The organism is Cupriavidus sp. 05L411, assembly GCF_056398045.1.
In genome coordinates, this window is the sequence record NZ_JBFTOQ010000013.1 from 1 (window position 1) to 18579 (window position 18579).

Sequence of the window (18579 nt, forward strand, 5' to 3'; positions counted from 1 at the left end):
GAGCATCGATACCGGCAATGCGGGGTTGAATGAAGCGCTCGGCAACGTGGCGGCGAACATTGCAGCGGGTGGCTTTGGTGCCGTCGTGGGTGGTGGATCGGGGGCAGCGACGGCAGCGAATGTGGATCGGTTCAATCGGCAGTTGCATCCGGATGAACAGAAGTGGATCAAGGCCAATGCCAAGGCTTTCGCAAAGCAACAAGGTATCTCCGAATCGGACGCAGAAATGCGCCTTGCGCAGCAGGGATTCCGGCAAGTCCAAGCGGGCGTGGGCGGCGAGGAGGACGCTGGCGCGCGCGCATTTCTCAGTCAGGCACATGGAATGCTGCCAGCAGATGGTGCAAGTGGACCGGGCTATATGTTCTATACGCCCCCGTCGCAGAAGAACGATGCAACTATGTACGGTAAGACATTGGGCGATTCAGCCGCGTTCTACTACACAAATGGACTCAAGCAACCGGGAGCTATTCAAGCGGCAACCACCGGGGCAATGAGCGATGCCGAGAGAAGTAGGCTCGCCGGTGCCGTAGTCAATGTAGTTGGTGGTGCAGCGCTGCTGGCAACAGGGCCCGCTATCGCGACAACCGTTCCCGGCTTAGTGACAAGTACCGCAACTGCCTGCACAATCAATCCCACCGCATGTACTTCAGCCGCAGGAATTGGCGGTATTGTGAGTGGTTCGATGGATATGGTAGGACAGATCTTCCTAACCGGGAGTATTCGGCCAGGACAAACAGCGATGGCAACGGTCAGTGGTGCAATTCTGACACCAATAGGCATGAATGCTGGAGCGTACGGCAATGCCGTATTGGGCAGCGTTAATGCCATAGCAAACGCTCAGTTCCAGAACATACTCTATGGAGACACGAATAGTCTCTTGGGTGCTGCAACAGTGGGTTACGGCTTCTGATCATTTGGCGCAAAGGTTGGGGCTCGCGCTCAAAAAAGCCTAACATCGTTATTTCCAACGTATGTGAATTCAAGCGTCCCGGCTCTACTTCAGAAGCCAAGTATGACGGCCCCTCTTATCGGAGTTGGAGTTGGCAACGTGGTTCAGGGTTTAGGATCTTCTGTCACCCCCCCACAGAAACAAAAAAATGACAAAAATTGAAAAAATATGGATCGCATTTCAAGGTATTTTTTCCCCCTGGATTATGTTGATTCCACTCACCATATTTAAATTTCTTGGCTTCAACGTCACGCGCAAGCACTATTATCTTGTTTCTGTCCTATGCCTGATTTGGACGATAGTATTCGCGCTTTGGTTCTTATACGCGTGGAAGAAGACTCGGGAGATTAATAAGAGAGATTCTTGAAAGACAAAAATCATAGATGGCCTTCGTGGATTCGCGAGCCGGCATGAAAAAATTCACAGCCGGTGTGCCGTACGGCCTTGCCAACGGCAACGCCGGCTTCGGCGTCTCAGCCTCCGCTTCCATGGCGAAGGGCAACTCGGCCAGCGAGGGCATCTCGCATACCAACAGCCACATGGCCAGCCGGAAGTCCGCCACCTTTGTGTCGGACTTCCGGCACCTCCGCCTCCGGTCTTCGCAGAATTGACGCGATACCTCTGGGCCCCTCGTCCCTCCTACCGACGCCAGGCGTGCAAACATCAACCTATCAAGGACTCTCGTGACAAGGAACCACGTACCGTTCTCGGAAAAAACCCTCGCCCTAGCTGTGCTCGCCGCGCTGCTGACTACGGCCTGCTCAATCCTGCCTCAACCCACACACAGCGTCACCGTCGCTACCCCAACGTACGATCCCACCGTTTCTGCACGCATCCGATTCCTTTCTGGCAATGGCACTGGCAGTGCGGCTTTCCGGCCCGGCGAGTCTTGCTACAAGGATAGCTACCTGCAGGATGAAAAACGCGTCGATGTCAACGATGGCTTTCTCGCGTCGTGGAAGTACTCGTCCAACAGCGTAACGATCGGTATGCCTCAAAGCCCGCGCCCTTACATGCGCGTCGACGGCCTTTCCTTCAAGGACCTCATCAAGGAATACGTCGTCCCGGCAGCAAAGCCCGTCACGGTGAGGCTGTCGCTCAACCCGCAGTCGTTCTCCTGTACGCCGCCGGCGGTTACGTTCGTTCCCGAGCCGGGCAGGGATTATGACGTCTTCATGCAAACCGCCGGCAACCGCTGTTGGGTTGCCGCCAGACGTATCGATGACCAAGGCGCGGATGAGTCCATTCGCCTGGAACTGGCGCAGAAGTGTCCGACTGCGCCCGCCCCCAACAATTGACGCCACAAAAACGAGATTATTGATCACCATGAATCACATACGTACCTTGCACCTTGTCGCCCTCACCGTGCTGAGCCTCGCGGCAATTCCCGCCATGGCAGCGGAAAACTATCTACTTGCCTCTCACAAACAGCGCCTGGAGAAAGCACGCTTTGAAGAGTCGGCGGCCAAGTCGACTTGGGATAAGGCGTTCGCCCTGCGCCAGCAAGCGGCGGAACTGGACTCGATGGGCAAATCGGCGGAAGCGCTTACCGTCATCGACCGGGCGCTGAGCTTGATCAAACCTGAAAAGGATAAGGACTTCATCGCTACCAAGGCCAGCATCCTGTTCAGCATGAATGACCCCGAGGTGCCTTGGCATTGCTGGCGCCGCAACTGGAGGCGACACGGGAGTACGCCGCGAGCCAGGCTGCCGCCGGGCGAACCCTCGCGCTCGGAACATTCACGGAGGACTTTGTGACAGCCACCTTTGCGCATATCCAGCTCGAGCAGTGGCGTGACGCTATCGCAACGCTGGCCAATGCTGAGGCACCCCTTGAAGGGCCGAGCTTCTATGCCTACCGAAGCCTCGTCTATCGCTACATCATGAGCCGGGCCAAAGACAACGCGCTGGCGAACCCTCAACTGGAAGAGATGGCGACGTACTACGTCCAGAAGGACAGGGGCCACTACGGTGCGTTGCTGCGGATGTGGCAGGGAGAGGACACGCAGAAAGAAGCGGCTGCGCTGATCGGACAGATGTCCGGCTCCGAGCAGCAGGAAGCGTTTGCGGAAGCCTTGTTCCATGGCGCGGCCTATGCGAAGTTTGTCAAAGGCGATGCGGTAAGCGCACGAACGATGCTGGATGACCTCAATCGTGTCGCTCCATACGGCAGTATCGAGTGGATATATGGACAGCGGGTGCTGTAATCATCAACCCGGCTCGGTCAGCCCTTACGTCGACTACGGACAAGCCTATCTAGCCAAATTGCCCACCCAATGCGTCGTCGGCAAGTGACTTGCCGCCTGCAGAAGCAGGCCGCCTACCAGCAATGCCCCCCCCAGGGCTACAGACTATCCAGCACCTAGCCAAATTCAGCTCCGAATCGATTGAATAGGAAATTTCGCCCCTCATTTTAGGATTTGTCCGATTTCAATCAGCACAAAAACTCGGTATCGTCCGTCTGGCCTTGGCGTAGTCCAGCCTCACTCATGCAGCAGCGCTGCTTGCATGATGAAGGTATTGGCAACGAGGCCAGCGGCGCTGGCGTCAACAATGCCATCTGAAATCTGGGGTGGAGAAAATGATCTGGCTTATTTTTTCACACCGGCATCGCCTTTCGATACCGCGAAGATCTGGTCTGTTTGTTCTCGCTCGCAGATCCTCAATGCGTGTGTTTTCTGTGCACTCGATTGCACCCCTCATGAACCTATAGCAATTTAACCCGGCCAGATCCTTAGCCTCCGCGTCGAATTGCCTGACATGTAAGCCGCGTCAATCCATGCCGATGAACTTCCGCAACGCGCGCCGCAAGGCGCGTGGCGTCCCTCCTTTTGCCCCGCTCATCCTGACGCTGCCCACATTCGCGGTTGCCCAGGCCCTGCCTGCTTTCCCGCCCGCGTTCCCGCCTGTCACCCCGAACGCCGCCATCGAGCGCCGCCAGGAACAGCAGCAGGAGGCCGCGCGCGAGCGTGCCTTGGCCCGTCCCGATGTGCTGACGACCTCCCCCGCCAACGCGGGCATCGCGGGACCGCTGATCCTGCCTGCCGAGTCGCCCTGCTTCCGCATCGGGACGGTGCGCTGGGAGGGTGCCGAGGACTTTGCATGGCTCCAGGCCGAGGCGGGCATCCTGCCCACGCAATGCGTTGGGGGCAAGGGGCTGGAGGCCATCCAGGACTATTTTTCGGCGCGGCTGCCCGCCCAAGGCTACATGACCACGCGCGTGGTGATCCCGGAGCAGAATCTCGCCAGCGGTGAATTGCGCCTGCGCGTGGTGGCGGGACGCCTCTCTGGTGTCAGGGCCGAGGGTGCGCCCGGCTGGTGGCGCATGGTCTTGCCCACCGGCCCCGGCGGGCTGGTCAACCAGCGCGACCTTGACCAGGGCACGGAGAACATGCGCCGCCTGCAGGGGCAGGCCGATGCCGGCATCGATCTGGTCCCTGGCGAGAACCCCGGCGACACGGAACTGATCATCAAGCCGGGCACCGGCAAGCGCTGGCATGTCCTCGTGACGGGCGATAACGCCGGACTGGATAACACCGGGCGCGACCAGATGGGCGGCACGCTGACGGTGGACTCGCCACTGTTCCTCTACGACAGCCTCACCCTCTCCGGCAGCACCAATGCCAATGCCGGCAACGGCGCGGCGGGGACGCGCTCTTCTGCGATCAACTACAGCATTCCCTTCGGTTACTGGAACGCCTTCTTCAGCGCTAACCAGTCGCGCTACCACCAGACGGTGGCGGGTTTCGAGAGCGAAATCGTCTACGGCGGGCGCAGCACGCAGATCGAGGCAGGACTTGGCTACGTGCCGTTGCGCAACGCTTCGGGCAAGACGAGCCTGTATGCCAAGGTGTTCCGCAAGACCGCCAGCTCCACCCTGGACGGCATCGACATCGCCGTGCAGCACCGCGATTTCGTCGGCTTCGAGGCCGGCGCCGCGCACCGTCAGTACCTCGGCAACACGGTGCTGGATGTCAGCGCGGCATGGCGCGCGTCGCTGCCCGCGCACTCCAGGTCGCCTGGCTTTGTGCTGGGCGAGCCCGGCTGGGATGGCAAGTCGGAGATCGTGCTGGCGAATGCCGGCCTGATGGTGCCATTCCAGGTCGCCGGGGAGCGCTTGCGCTACCAGGGCAGCCTGCGCATGCAGTACGCCCGCACCCGCATCTTGCCGTCCGACTACTTCGTCATCGGCAACCGCTACTCAGTGCGCGGTTTCGATGAACAACTCACCCTTGCCGCCGAGAACGGCATCACCTGGCGCAACGACCTGGCCTGGCAACTTGCCAATACGGGCCAGGAAGCCTTCGTGGGCTTGGACATGGGACATGTCAGCGGCCCATCCGCCGGGTTCCTGGTGGGCCAGACGCTGATGGGTGCCGTGATCGGGGCGCGCGGACGCTGGGCCATGGGTGGCTACGCCGCCCTGACCTACGAGGTGACGCTCGGCAGGCCGCTCAGGAAGCCTGCGTTCTTCCGCACGCACGCGCCCAATATCGCGGCGCAGATCGGCGTTGAGTTTTAGGCCAGACCACCCCGGCTGTGCATGCCCGCCTGTGACTTGACGATAGCCCGAGCATTTCAATGACACATGGCCGCGCGTTGGAATGGCGTCTGGTACCGATGCAAGCAGCATCCTGATCGCACGCTGGCTGGGCGAACAGCCCAGCCACCGCTCAGATCTCCGCCCGCAGCCCCACAAAAAACCGCCGCCCCGGCGCCGGCTCGAAATACCGGCCATTGCTCTCGTTCACGATCACCGACCCGATGTAATGCCGGTCGGCAATATTGTCGATGCGGCCATAGGCATACCAGCGCATGCGCCCCACGCGGAAGTTGTAGCCGGCGCGCAGGTTGAAGGTGGCGTAGCCCGGCGCATATTGCGTGTTGAGGTCGTCAGCGAACACACGCCCTTCCACGCGCATCTCCACGCCCAGCGTGAGATCGGCCACCGGCTTGTACGTGGCCTCGGCGAACAGGCTGTGGCGAGCGGTGCCAGGCAGGCGGCTGCCAGAGGCTACCGTTGCGCCCTGCGCATTGCGAAAGGCGTCGCCAAAATAGGCGTCGAGCCAGGTGTAGGCCAGGCCGGTGCCGTAGCGCTCGCCGGGGCCGTAGGTGCCGCGCCATCCCAGTTCCAGGCCGCGCCGGTGCACGCCGTTGACGTTCTGGTAGACGGAGCGGCCGTTGTCGTTGGACAGCGGCACGATCTCGTTGTGGCTGCCGGCGTCGAACACCGCGGCTTCCAGCCGTTGCCCTTTGCCTTGCCATTTGACGCCGATCTCGCCCTGGCGGCTGGTGGAGGGCTGCAGCCCGAGGTTGGTGCCGACGCCGCCGGGGCCGTAGGCGACTTCGGTCAGTGTCGGGGTTTCGAAGCCGCGGCCAAGGTTGGCGTAGACATTGAGCGACTCCACCGCCTGCCAGACCACGCCGAGCACCGGGCTGACGTTGTTGTAGGTGGCGGTGCCGCTGTCGTCGGGGCTGGCGGCGGTGATGTAGTGATCGTCGATGCGCAGCTTGACCTGGCTGGCGCGCACGCCGCCGACCAGCCGCCAGGAGGGATTCCAGGTCCAGTCGAACTGGGCGAAGGCGCCCAGGCTGCCGGCCTTGTCGGTTTCGTCGCGGCGCAGCGCGCCCTGCGTGCCGTTCTGGTTCACGAAGCCGGTGCGCGCATCGCGCATGCCGTCGGCGTCCACGCCAGCGCTCCATAGCAAAGGCAGTCCGGCTACCGTGGTGTTGTGGTGCCATGACATCGCACCGCCGCCGTAGGATCTGTCGATATCCACGATGCCGCCCGCCGACGAGGGCGCGATGCCGCTAAAGCCCAGGTACTGGGTGAGCTCGCGGGTGCCGCCATAGAGGCGGAATTCAAGGTTGTCCTGCTCACTTAGCCGTTGCTCCACCAGCACGCCGCCCTGGTTCTGCCGCACGGTCTTGCCGGTATTGAACTGCGTGGCCAGCGGCACGGCCTGGCGCGGGTTGGCGCCGGCCTGGGCACGCGTGAGGCCGAGCGGGTCCTGCGCCTGGGGCTGGTCGAAGGCATTGAACAACAGCGTGACGCGGGTACCGGTGACCGGCTCTGCCACCACCTTGGCGTTGAGCTGGCGGCGCCGGGCCGCGCTGTGGTCGCGGTAGCCGTCGGTCTCGAATGTCCATGCATCCAGCACGCCGCCGATCTTGTCGTTACCGCCGCCCACCGTCACGCCGGCCATCCACTGCCCGTCGGAGCCGAATCCGCTGGTGGCGCGCGCCATCGGCGCCTTGGGCGGATCGGGCGTGAAAATCTGCACGACACCACCGGACGCATTGCCGTAGAGCTGGGCAAAGGGGCCGCGCAACACCTCGATGCGGCTGGCGTTGGTGAGATCGGCGGTGGAGGCCTGGCCCTGCCCGTCCGGCATGGTGGCGGGAATGCCGTCCACAAACAACCGCACGCCGCGCACACCGAAGGTAGAGCGGCTGCCAAAGCCGCGCACCGCTAGCTGCAAGTCTTGCGCGTAATTCTGCCGCTCGCGCGCGGTCACGCCGGGCACGAGCGGCAGCAGCTCGGACAGGTTGATCAATGGGCTGGGCGTGCTCAGCGAATCGACGGGAACGCTGTCGATGGCGGCCGGCGCGTCAAAGCGCTTTTGCTCGGCACGGCTGACGCTCACCACCACGTCCGGCAGCGTTTCCTCGGCTAAAGCCGCGCCGGGCGCAGCGGCAAGCATCGCCGCCGCCAGGCAGCACAGGCGGTGCGAAGCCTCTGCGGAAACCGGTTTCCTGCTTCGCCCACCGCCCTTGTTGCCTGCCATATCCCTGCCCTGAGTTTGTTGATGACTTCCTTTGCTGCTGTGCGGGCGGCCCGCCCGGTCGCTACTTGGCCATTGCCTGGGCCTTGGGCCGGATGGCGTCCGCGGTGCCCTGGATAAACGCCTTGATCTTCTCGACATCGTCCGCGCTCAGCTTGCCGGTGAAGTCCGGCATGCCGCGCGCCATGGCGGGTCCCTTGAAGATGAACTTGTCGAGATTTTGAATATAGGCAGTATTCATATAGCCGAGGTTGGGGATATTGCCGCCGCGATCCACGCCGGGCACGCCATGGCAGAGCACGCAGTTGCTGACATAGAGCGCCGTGCCGGCCGCGACGTTGGCCGGGTCGTACTTCACGCCCGCCAGCAGTTCACCCGCGCGGTACTGCACGAACGCGGGCATCGGCGCCTTGCCGCCAACCGCGAAGGTGTAGACCGTGCCGGGCCCCTGCCGCTCGGTGGCGCGCTGGGCCTGCCCATAGACGCCGCCCCAGCCGACGGCGACGGACACGTACTGCTTGCCGTCCACCAGATAGCTCACGGGCGCAGCGATCACGCCGGTGCCCGTGGGCGATTCCCACAGCTTCGCGCCGGTGGCGGCGTTGTAGGCGATGAAGCGGCCATCGGCCGTGCCCTGGAACACGAGGTTGCCGGCGGTGGTGAGCGTGCCGCCGTTCCACGGCGAGACCTGCTCCTGCGTCCAGACCGCCTTTTGCTGCACCGGGTCCCAGGCGATCAGGCGCCCGAAGGGCTGGCTGGTGGGCGGTTCGGCATTGAGGAACTTGGCCGTGTTCCATCCCACGTTGCCGTGCGGCTGGCCGGGCTGCTTGCCGTTGAACGTCCAGTTCTTGTCGTCCATCAGGTTGAGCGGCACATGCTGCGCGGGCAGGTAGACCAGGCCGGTCTGCGGGTTGAACGACATCGGATGCCAGTTGTGCGCGCCGTAGGGCCCAGGGATGGCGTCATAGGGCTTGTCGGTGGCGCGTGCCTCCGGCAGCTCGATCGGGCGTCCGTTCTGGTCGTAGCCGCTGGCCCAGTTCACATCGACGAAGTTCTTGGCCGAGATGAACTGACCATTGGTGCGGTCGATGACGAAGAAGAAGCCGTTCTTGGGCGCGTGCAGGATGACCTTGCGCGCCTTGCCGCCAATATTCAGGTCGGCCAGGATCATGGGCTGGGTGGAGGTGTAGTCCCAGTTGTCGCCGGGCGTCTCCTGGTAGTGCCAGACGTATTTGCCGGTATCCGGATCCAGCGCGACGATGGAGGCCAGGTAAAGGTTGTCGCCGCCGGCCGGGCTGCGCTTGCTGCGTGACCAGGGCGAGCCGTTGCCGGTGCCCACGTACATCAGGTTGAGCTCGGGGTCGAAGGCCAGCGTGTCCCATGCGGTGCCGCCGCCTCCGGCTTCCCAGTACTTGCCGGCCGGATCCCAGGTCTTGGCCGCCTTGGCCATCGACTCGTCCTCGAACGGCTTGCTGGGGTCTCCGGGCACGGTGAACCAGCGCCATTTCTGCTCGCCGGTGCCGGCATCGTAGGCGGTGATATAGCCGCGCACGCCGTACTCCGCGCCGCCGTTGCCGATGATGACCTTGCCCTTGAACACCCGCGGCGCGCCAGTGATGGTGTACGAGTGGGTGCGGTCGATGATGGTGTCCTTCTCCCACAGCTTGCGGCCGGTGCCGGCATCGAGCGCGATCAGGCGGCCATCATAGGAGGCGACAAAGACCTTGCCCTGGTACAGCGCCACGCCACGATTGACCACGTCGCAGCAGCCCTTGTAGCCGATCGACTTGTCGACCTTCGGGTCGAAGGTCCAGATGCGCTTGCCGCTGCGGGTGTCGATGGCATGCACCACGCTCCACGACGCGCTGACGTACATGATGCCGTTGACCACCAGCGGCGTGGCTTCCACCCCGCGCGTGGATTCGAGATCGTAGGACCAGGCCAGCCCGAGGTCCTTCACGTTGTCGGCATTGATCTGCGAGAGCCGGCTGAAGCGGGTTTCCGCGTAGTCCAGGCCGTAGCTGGGCCAGTCGGGTGTCTTGGCGGCGTTGCCTTCGATGAAGGCGCCGTCGACGCTTCGGGTGACGCTACGGATGTGATCGGCGCTGGCCACCTTGGCCGGCGGCTTGGCCTGCGCCGCCGCCAGCGAGAACGCCGCCAGCCCCGCGACCAGCACTGCCACCTTGCGTGACAGGCCTGCTTGATTGCCAGCGCGCTGCGCAACGCGCGGCCAGCAGGAGAAAACCCGCTCGGGTCCTTGGCTCATTGTGTCTCCTCTTTTTTTGCTTCTTCTTCGGGGGAAGCCAGGCTGGTTCTATGCCAGCGGCTGGCCAATGGCGCGACGGACATCGCCCGTCGCGCCACCGGATTACAGCAGACCTAAGAATGGCCGCAGGGGTAGGTTTTACCCACTCGGGATTACCCGCAGAGCAAGCGCCCCCCACCACGCGCGGCGATGCCGCTCAGTAAGCCATGCAGACCGACTTGATCTCGGTATAGGCCTCGATGGCGGAGCGGCCATGCTCGCGCCCGACCCCGGAGGCCTTGTATCCACCAAAAGGCATGTTGGGGTCCACGATGTTGTGTGTATTGACCCAGACCGTGCCGGCATCCAGGCCATCGACCAGCCGCTGCACCGCACGCAGGTCATTGCTCCAGATGCTGGCGCCCAGGCCATACTCGGACCGGTTGGCCTCGGCCAGCACGGCCTCGGGGTCGTCAAACGGCATGGCCACCACCACCGGGCCGAAGACTTCCTCGCGCACCAGCGTCAGGTCCTTGCATGCGGCGTTGGCCACCACGGTGGGCCGCACGAAATAGCCGGGGCGGTCCAGCGCAGTGCCGCCCGCGACGATGTCCGCGCCTTCGCTGCGCCCGGTGCCGATCAGCCCCATGACCTTGTCGCGGTGACGCGACGACACCAGCGGCCCCATCTGGCTGGCGGGATCGAGCCCGGAGCCCAGCACCGTGGCATTGGCCACCTTGCCCAGCCCCTCGACCACCTGGTCATAGTGGCGGCGCGCCACGTACAGGCGCGAGCCGGCCGTGCAGACCTGGCCCTGGTTGAGGAAGATGGCACCGGCCGCGCCCTGGATGGCATGCGCGGGATCGCAGTCATCCAGCACGATGACCGGGCTCTTGCCGCCGAGCTCCAGCGACACGCGGCGGATATCCTGGCCGCAGCGCGCACCGATCAGGCGCCCCACTTCGGTCGATCCGGTGAAGGTAATCTTGTTGACGCCGGGATGCGCCACCAGCGCCGCGCCGGGCACGCCGTCGCCGGTCACCACGTTCAGCACGCCCGGCGGGAAGCCCGCTTCCAGCGCCAGCTCGGCCAGCCGCAGCGCGGTGAGCGGCGTTTCCTCTGCCGGCTTGAGCACCACGGTGCAGCCGCAGGCCAGGGCCGGAGCGATCTTCCAGACCGCCATCAGCAAGGGGAAATTCCACGGCACGATGGCGCCCACCACGCCGACCGGCGAGCGCCGGGTCATGGCGCTATAGCGCGTGCCGGGGGGAAACGGTACCGATACGTCCAGCGTGCTGCCTTCGATCTTGGTGGCCCAGCCGGCCATGTAGCGCAGCCATTGTGCGCTGCCGCCCACCTCCAGGCCTTGCGAGAACGCCAGCAGCTTGCCGTTGTTGAGGGTTTCAAGCCGGGCTAGTTCGTCGCCGTGCTGCTCGACCAGGTCGGCCAGCTTGAGCAGCAGGCGCTCGCGCTGGGCCGGCATCATGGCGCGCCACGTGCCACCGGCAAAGGCGCGCCCGGCCGCGGCCACCGCCGCATCGATATCTGCCGCGCCGCCCGCAGGCACGCGCGCGATCTCCTCGCCGGTGGCGGGATCGAACACGGCGAAGGTCTCGCCGGACTCGGCCTGGCGCCACTCGCCGTCGATCAGCATGGCATTGCGGATGGCCTGGTTCAGGCCGCTGCGGGCTTCCTTGGGTGCATTCATCTTCGTCTCCGGTTGGTCTTGGCTGGTGCCTTGTTATGGAGATCGAAGTTAACACTACGGCCTGATCATGGCTTGTCTGGCCGTGCACAAAGCTTGTCGATGCGTGCAAAGCGTGGGAAAGGCTAAAGCTGAAGCCAATGGCCCTTGGCACCACAACGCCGCAACGCGCGCCCGCCCTCTCCCCCGGCCCCTCCCACAAGTGGGAGAGGGGAGCCAACCAGCGGCAAGATCTACCAACTGTGGTAGCCGTGTTTCCCGCCCGAAGGGGCGGGAAACACCCCAGCGCGATGCGAAGCGAGCCGTGTAGGTGTGCCAAGGCCGTATGGCGCGCCTTTCTTGCCTACTCTATTGGCAAGACAAAAAAGTAGGTCGCCGCCCCGCAGGGGTGGTGAAACTGCAGTTGCCTTTGAAGTTGAAGTTAAGCCCCCCTCCCCCAATCTAATGCCGCAAAACAATCCCCCCACCCCCCGCATTCTGCTGCCGCCACTGCGTCGGACTCATCCCGAACCGCTCATGAAAGACCCGGCTGAAATGCGCCGCATCGCCAAAGCCCAGCGCAAAAGCAATCTCGGTAATGCTGCGCCCGGCGTCGCCACTGCACGCCAGCCGCGCCGCCGCCTGCCGCAACCGGCGCGACAGGATATAGGCATGCGGGGTCTGCCCGGACTCACGAAACAGGTTGTACAACGTGCGGCGCGACACGTTCAGCACTGCCGCCAGCCGTTGCGCCGAAAGCGCCGGATCGTGCAGATGCGCATCGATGAACTCGGCCAGCCGGCGCATGCGCGCTTCGCCAAGATGCCGCGCCACGGCAGCGTCCCCGCCATCGCCAAGGGCCGGCGGCGGCGGCGTGCCGGCGCCTTGCAGCGCCGTCTCCATCAATGAGACCACGGAATCCTGCAGCACGATCTGGCCTTGACGATCCAGCAGGTGCCCCGCGCAGGTGTCATGCAGCATGGCGCCCAGCGCCGACAGCGCGATGCGCGCCGCGCCCTCCCCGCGCAGCGCCCGGCCGCCCAGGCTGGTCGCCGCCTGGCGCCAGCCGAAGGCGCGTTCCTGCGGCACCAGCAGCACCAGCACCCGGCAGCGGTCCGCCATCTCGATGCTATAGGGCTGCGCGGTATCGTAGATCGACCACATGCCTGGCTCCAGCGAGGCCTCGTTGCCGCGCTGCGCCACGCGGCTGCGCCCGCTTAGCTGCCAGAAGATCTTGAAGAAGCCCGCGTCGGATGCCGCCACGTGCCGGGACTCGCGCGCAACACGGTGCGCGTCGACATCCATGTCCGCCACCGCGCTGGCGCCGAAGCGCGCATAGCTGACGTGGCAATGAAAGCCCCCGCGCGTCTGGCGCGAATAATCGAGCGGCAGGAAACTGGTGTCGATGGCTTCGCGCCATTGATCGAAGGTCACGGTGGTCAACCGCGCCGGCGTCTGCTGCAGGGGCTGCGCTGCGGGCATCAGGACATCTCCAGTAGCCGGCGGTGTCTGGGCAACATGCGGGGAACATGCAGGGAACGCGCCGGAGGCCTCGAAGGTGGTTGCAAAGCCTAATGGAAAGCCCGTGAGCCGACAATGGGAACAATCACGCAGGCGCGCCGGCCAGCGCGGCGGCAAACATGCGAAGCCAGCATCACTTGCAATGTCAGACCACGCGATAGATTTCCCAGCGCGCGGTGCCGGAGACGACGAACGGTTCCAGCTCCTTGCCCCATTGCGCGTGGGCAGGAATCGACGCGAGCCGGGCCCAGGCGCTATCCAGTTCGCCGAGGTTGCTCACCTCCCAGTCGTGGATCACCGTGGCCTCGAGCGCGCCAATCGAGCCGGTCAGCAAGCGCCCGGTGACCAGGCCGACTTGCGGGGCGATCTCGCGCGCCCATGCCTGCAGGCGCTCGATGACTTCTTGCTTGTGCCCGAAACGGGCATCGATCTGCCACCTGGCTATCAACATGATGCTGCTCCTTGAACATTGGACATTGGCCGCAGGTGTCGCAAGGGCGGACCGCCCCGCTGCACGCGGCAGCTGGCCCCCCCGCCCCACCCATGTGCTACTTTTTTGAGGGGCCACGCCACCGCGTCGCCCCCCAGTTGCACTATAGACCGGCACCGTTGGAATCACGGTTGGAGAAAGCTATCCCGCTAGCCGAGCACCGCCCGGCGCACTTTGACCAACGCGTCCTCCAGCGCTTCATGCGAGATGGAGCCGATCGCCAGGCGCAGCGCATGCGGCGCGCTTGGTGTGGCGGCAAACGGCTGGGCCGTCGTCACCAGGACGCCTTCGCGCTCCAGGCCAGCGGCGACGCGGTCCGCGCGCAGGTCCTCCGGCAAGGTCAGCCAGAGATAATAGGAAGCGCGATGCGCTTTGACATCGCAACCGCGCAGCACGCGGCGCGCCAGGCTTTGCCGCAGCCGCGCGTCCTTGCGCTTGCGGTCCTCGAGCTCGTCGACCAGTCCGGCTTCGATCCAATGGCAGCCCAGCGCCACGGTCAGCGTGGGCGTGTTCCAGGTCGAGACGCGGATCGCGCCCTCCAGCGCGGGCACCAGCGCAAGGGGCGCGGCGACAAAGCCCACGCGCAAGCCGGACGCGACGCTCTTGGACAGCCCCGAAACATAAATCGTGCGTTCGGGCGCGTAGGTGAAGACCGGCTTGGGTGCCGGCTCGGCCAGGAAGGCATAGGCGCCATCCTCGATGATCAGGAAATCATGCTTCCCGGCAAGCTCGGCAAGCCGGATCCGGGACGGCTCAGCCATCACCGTGCCCAGCGGATTGTGCATCGTTGGCATGGCATAGACAGCGCGCACCGGACGCCGTTTGCATAGTGCTGCCAGGTGCTCCAGGTCCATGCCCTCTACCGTGTGCGGCACCGCCTCCAGGTCAAGACGGTGCGCCTGTGCGAGCCGTTTCATGCCGGGATAGGTCAGCGCATCCACAGCCAGGACATCGCCCGGCTTGAGCAGCCCCATGACCGTCACGGCCAGGCCCTGCTGCGCGCCATTGACGATGAGCACCTGCTCTCCGCCCACCCGGATGCCCCGGTTGCGCAGGTGCCTGGCCGCGGTCTGCCGCTCGTGCGCCCGCCCGCCCTGGGGCGCCGAATGCAGCAGCGCATCGAGGTCCCCCGAGGCCGCGATGGTACGCAGGCCGTCGCGCAGCATCTCGGCCTGGCCGGGCAAGGACGGATAGTTGAAGGTGAGATCGACCGCGCCGCAACGCAACGGGTGCTGCTCCAGGCCCAGGCCGCGCGGCAGCGAGGTGTCGCGCACAAAGGTGCCCCGGCCGGTCTCGCCGACGACAAGCCCGATGGACTCCAGCTCCCGGTAGATGCGCGATGCGGTGGCCAGGGCGATGCCATGCTGTTTCATCAAGGCGCGAACGGTCGGCAATTGCGTGCCTGGCGGCAGCCCCCCTTCGCGGATGCGCCCCGCGATCTCGTCCATGATGGTTTTGTATCGGGCTGGGATCATGCCTTGGCCTGCGCGCCTTCATCGGATTGTTCTTTGTATCTAGAACAATTTTTTGTTTGTATCAGACACAGAGATTACGCTACCAGCCTCGACAACGTAAAGGGCTCCGCGGAGCTTTCTGGAAACCTGGGCATGATCGAATTCGCTACCTTGTCGGTGTTCGCCGCGGCCGTGATGGTGCTGCTGCTGTCACCCGGGCCAAACATGGCCTTCGTCATGGCGCACGGCGTCACCTACGGCCTCGGCGGCGGCGCGGCGGCCGCGCTCGGCATTGCCGCGGCGGACCTCGTGCTGACCGTCCTGACGGCAACCGGCATCACCGCCGTGATTGCCGCGTGGCCCCCGGCTTTCGACCTGATCCGGTATGCGGGGGCTCTGTACCTGCTGTGGATGGCCTGGAAAGCGCTGCGCCGCCCGCTGCTGCCGCTGGGCGCGGTGACCCGGCAGACCTCGTTGAAATCGGTGTTTTTCCGCTCTGCGCTGAACAGCTTGCTGAATCCGAAAGCGTTGCTGTTCTTCATGGTCTTCCTGCCGCAGTTCGTGGACCCCGGCAAGGGCAACGTGGCCCGGCAGCTGATTGTCCTGGGCTGCTTGCTGACGGCGATCAGCACGGTGTTCCACGGCCTGCTGGGCGCGGCTGGCGGGTCGGCACGGCGGTTCCTGAGCCGCAACCCGCGTGCCGCCGTGTTCCAGAAATACGGGCTTGCCGTGGTGCTGGCGCTGCTGGCGCTGAGGCTGCTTGCCATGCCGAGGGTGTCCTAGCCGGCGAAGATGGCGGGCACTTCCATCCAGATCCTGAAAAGACAATACAAGAAGGACAACACGAGATGTACATCGCAGCCTTTATCTACAAGCCCGGCAAGATCGACGAAGAGTTCCAGCGGCTAAGCGCGGTCATTGACGACGTGGCGGCCAGCATCGCGGGCTTCCTGGGGGCCGAATCCTGGCGTTCGCCCGACGGAAAGCTGGCCAACGCCAGCTACTACTGGCGGGATCAGGAAGCCCTGCGGGCCTTCGCTGCCCATCCACGGCACCTTGACGCCAAGCGCCAGTACCGCAAGTGGTATGACGGCTATCACGTCGTGGTGTCAAAGGTGGAGCGCGTCTATGGCGACGGCAGCCTTGCTCACTTCACGCGGCTTGGCGAAGAAGAGAAAAAAGGCCGGTCGATCTGACCGGCCAAGCGATCCTCGCGCAAAGCAAGGTCGATATGATTGTTGGCGGCATCCTCCGTGCGCAGGATGCCGCCCAGGTGCTGCTCAGTTGCCGCTCAGATGCGGCTCAGGTGTGATTTAGAAGCGGTGACGCACGCCGACGGTAGCGCCGGTCTGGTTCGCGCCCGGCAGTGCCGTGCCGGCACCGTTCAGGCCCAGGGTGGAGCCCGACTTGTTCTTCACGTAGCCAATGTTCACATAGGCATCGGTACGCTTGGACAGCGAGTAGTCGCCCGACAGCACGTACATCCACGAATCCGCGCCGCTGTTCTTCAGGTCGGTGTAGTACGCCGCGCCGGTCAGCTGGAACGCAGGCGTGAACTTGTACTGCGCACCTGCCCAGTACACATTGCTGCGGGTGACGGTGGCCGTGGCGCTTGCCGTGCCGTCGTCACGCAGCCAGCGGTAGCCGGCAAACACCTTGGCATCGCCAAAGGCATAGGACGTGCCGATGGCCGCGCGCTTGGCGGTGCGATCCTGCAGCGCCACCGACGAACCCTGGAACTGGTCGTACGCGGCGCCAACGGAGAAGCCACCCGCCGCGTAGGCCAGGCCCGCGCCGTAGTTGCGCCCCACCTTGCTTGCGCCCGGGACTTCGCTGCCGTTGGTCACCGTGGCATCGCGCCCGGTGCTGTAGAAGCCGGTAGCCGTCAGGCCGCCGAACTTGCCCGTGTACTTGAAGGCGTTGTCGGCACGGCCGTTGAACAGCGAGTCGACACTATTGAGCGAATAGCGCGGGCCGACGGCCATCGGGTCATAGGCGCCGAACAGGTCGTACAGCGCGTTTTGCTGGCGACCCAGCGTCACGGCGCCGAAATTGCCCTGCAGGCCCACGTACGACTGGCGGCCGAACAGGCGGTTGCCCTGGCCCGAGGCGCCGGTATCGATATCAAAGCCGCTTTCCAGCACGAAGATACCCTTCAGGCCACCGCCCAGGTCTTCGCTGCCGCGCAGGCCCCAGCGCGAGCCCGACAGGTTGCCGGAGTTCATGCGGGTAACGGTGCCACCCGCGGAGCCAGTGGCCGGCATGTGGTTGATGACTTCGATGCCAACGTCGGCAATGCCGTACAGCGTGACGCTGGACGAGGAGGTTTGGGCGAACGCTGCGCCGGAGGCTGCGGCAGCCGCCGCGGCAGTCATTGCAAGGAGAGCTTTCTTCACTGATTTTCTCTGTCTTATGGATGGATGAGGCAGTCTTCTGCCAGCCACGGGCAACCATGCGATAGACGCCATGAACCGCACCCGTGGCGGCAGACCGCATTGTCGATGCCTTATGTGAAAGCTTGATGTCGCTTTGCATGGCTACATGTCTGCATGACTGCAATTGCAATCATCCAGGCACGCCCCCACGCTGCAGCGATCCGGCGGGATATAGCACAACGTGATGCAAATGGAATTGCGCGGGTCGCCGGCTGCGGGTGAGCAGTGCACCACTTGGCTGCTGCATGGCTTGAGATCCACCGCGGAAGTTCCCTGCTACAGGGATTTTCAGCGCTAGGGATTACGCGTAGCCACGAGGAATTCTCTTCAACATCTCTGCCCCGAAAGCCGATTGCAAGCCGTCGGAAAGCCGTTTGGAAGATGCCGTTCCTACAGTCTCGACACCCGCTCACGCCCGCGATGAAGTCGCGGTAAGGCAAGGGCGTAAAAACAGGAGACGGAGAGACCACCTCATGCATGAACACACCAACGCACGCTACCGTTCGGGTAGCCGGACCAGAGGGGATCTGCAATGAACACCCCCTCGCGTTTCAAGAAGGACTACTACGGCGGCGGACTGATGACGCTGATCGGGCTCGCCACGCTAGTGGCCGGCCTGCAATATCGCACCGGCACCCTGAGCCACATGGGACCTGGGTTCTTCCCGGCGGCGGTAGGCACGCTGCTGGCGATCGTCGGCGTGCTCATCGCCATCTCGGCGCGCAAGGAGCCACCGGCGCAAGCCCAGGCATCCGGACACGGACATGGCGCCGGCCTGCCGGATCTGCGCGGATGTGCCTGCATCATCCTGGGCGTGCTCGCCTTCTTGCTGCTGGGCAAATATGGCGGCCTGATCCCCGCCACCTTCGCCATCGTGTTCATCTCGGCGCTGGGCGACCGGAGCAATACCGTGAAGCAAGCCGCCATCCTGGCACTGGCGATGTGCGTCATCGCCACGGTCGTGTTCTGGTGGGCGCTGCAGTTGCAGCTGCCGCTGTTTGCCTGGGGAGTCTGAA

General features: G+C 64.3%; 15 protein-coding genes and 1 pseudogene. 9 read left to right on the forward strand and 7 right to left on the reverse strand.

What is annotated here, in order from left to right; translation table 11 throughout:
• The 6 genes and pseudogenes from AC1DQR_RS17140 to AC1DQR_RS17165 form a co-directional block, all read left to right on the forward strand.
• Positions 1-910: pseudogene (locus AC1DQR_RS17140) on the forward strand (hypothetical protein); the annotation flags it as partial.
• 422 nt (positions 911-1332) lie between these two features.
• Positions 1333-1560 (forward strand): hemagglutinin repeat-containing protein, encoded by a 228-nt coding sequence (locus tag AC1DQR_RS17145; RefSeq protein ID WP_477133413.1) that lies wholly within the window; start codon positions 1333-1335, stop codon positions 1558-1560.
• A 72-nt stretch (positions 1561-1632) separates the two neighbouring features.
• Entirely contained in the window at positions 1633-2247 is a 615-nt protein-coding gene (locus AC1DQR_RS17150) for a hypothetical protein (RefSeq protein WP_477133414.1), read from the forward strand.
• 28 nt (positions 2248-2275) lie between these two features.
• Positions 2276-2707: a hypothetical protein gene (locus AC1DQR_RS17155; RefSeq protein ID WP_477133415.1), complete on the forward strand. Its 432-nt coding sequence runs from the start codon at positions 2276-2278 to the stop codon at positions 2705-2707.
• Positions 2704-3156, forward strand: coding sequence for a hypothetical protein (locus tag AC1DQR_RS17160; RefSeq protein WP_477133416.1), 453 nt, complete (start codon positions 2704-2706; stop codon positions 3154-3156). Before AC1DQR_RS17155 ends, AC1DQR_RS17160 begins: the two co-directional genes overlap by 4 nt.
• A gap of 572 nt (positions 3157-3728) precedes the next feature.
• Positions 3729-5471, forward strand: coding sequence for a ShlB/FhaC/HecB family hemolysin secretion/activation protein (locus AC1DQR_RS17165; RefSeq protein ID WP_416053040.1), 1743 nt, complete (start codon positions 3729-3731; stop codon positions 5469-5471).
• Between the two features lie 151 nt (positions 5472-5622).
• Here the strand turns inward: AC1DQR_RS17165 and AC1DQR_RS17170 are convergent, their stop codons facing one another.
• From AC1DQR_RS17170 to AC1DQR_RS17195, 6 genes are all read right to left on the reverse strand, one after another.
• Entirely contained in the window at positions 5623-7737 is a 2115-nt protein-coding gene (locus tag AC1DQR_RS17170) for a TonB-dependent receptor family protein (protein WP_416053041.1), read from the reverse strand.
• Positions 7738-7798: 61 nt separating this feature from the next.
• The gene (locus AC1DQR_RS17175) at positions 7799-10000 is read right to left on the reverse strand and encodes a PQQ-dependent dehydrogenase, methanol/ethanol family (RefSeq protein ID WP_477133417.1); all 2202 of its coding nucleotides are present in this window, start codon (positions 9998-10000) and stop codon (positions 7799-7801) included.
• A 196-nt stretch (positions 10001-10196) separates the two neighbouring features.
• A complete protein-coding gene (styD, locus tag AC1DQR_RS17180) occupies positions 10197-11687 on the reverse strand; it encodes a phenylacetaldehyde dehydrogenase StyD (RefSeq protein WP_043355940.1) in 1491 nt (496 codons plus the stop codon).
• Positions 11688-12125: 438 nt separating this feature from the next.
• On the reverse strand, positions 12126-13145 hold the full coding sequence (locus tag AC1DQR_RS17185) for a helix-turn-helix domain-containing protein (RefSeq protein WP_416053043.1): 1020 nt from the start codon (positions 13143-13145) through the stop codon (positions 12126-12128).
• Between the two features lie 184 nt (positions 13146-13329).
• Positions 13330-13635 carry a hypothetical protein gene (locus AC1DQR_RS17190; RefSeq protein WP_416053044.1) on the reverse strand — a complete coding sequence of 102 codons (306 nt, stop codon included), beginning with the start codon at positions 13633-13635 and terminating at the stop codon, positions 13330-13332.
• Between the two features lie 188 nt (positions 13636-13823).
• Entirely contained in the window at positions 13824-15149 is a 1326-nt protein-coding gene (locus tag AC1DQR_RS17195) for an aminotransferase-like domain-containing protein (RefSeq protein WP_477133418.1), read from the reverse strand.
• 132 nt (positions 15150-15281) lie between these two features.
• On the opposite strand from AC1DQR_RS17195, the gene AC1DQR_RS17200 reads away from it, so the two are divergent.
• Positions 15282-15911, forward strand: a complete 630-nt coding sequence (locus AC1DQR_RS17200; protein ID WP_416053046.1) for a LysE family translocator — start codon at positions 15282-15284, stop codon at positions 15909-15911.
• Positions 15912-15976: 65 nt separating this feature from the next.
• The gene (locus tag AC1DQR_RS17205) at positions 15977-16324 is read left to right on the forward strand and encodes an antibiotic biosynthesis monooxygenase family protein (RefSeq protein ID WP_416053047.1); all 348 of its coding nucleotides are present in this window, start codon (positions 15977-15979) and stop codon (positions 16322-16324) included.
• Positions 16325-16441: 117 nt separating this feature from the next.
• On the opposite strand, the gene AC1DQR_RS17210 is transcribed toward AC1DQR_RS17205, so the two are convergent.
• A complete protein-coding gene (locus AC1DQR_RS17210) occupies positions 16442-17524 on the reverse strand; it encodes a porin (protein WP_416053048.1) in 1083 nt (360 codons plus the stop codon).
• 571 nt (positions 17525-18095) lie between these two features.
• Between AC1DQR_RS17210 and AC1DQR_RS17215 the strand changes: the two genes are divergently transcribed.
• Positions 18096-18578 carry a tripartite tricarboxylate transporter TctB family protein gene (locus tag AC1DQR_RS17215; RefSeq protein ID WP_416053049.1) on the forward strand — a complete coding sequence of 161 codons (483 nt, stop codon included), beginning with the start codon at positions 18096-18098 and terminating at the stop codon, positions 18576-18578.
• Position 18579: the final 1 nt, after the last annotated feature.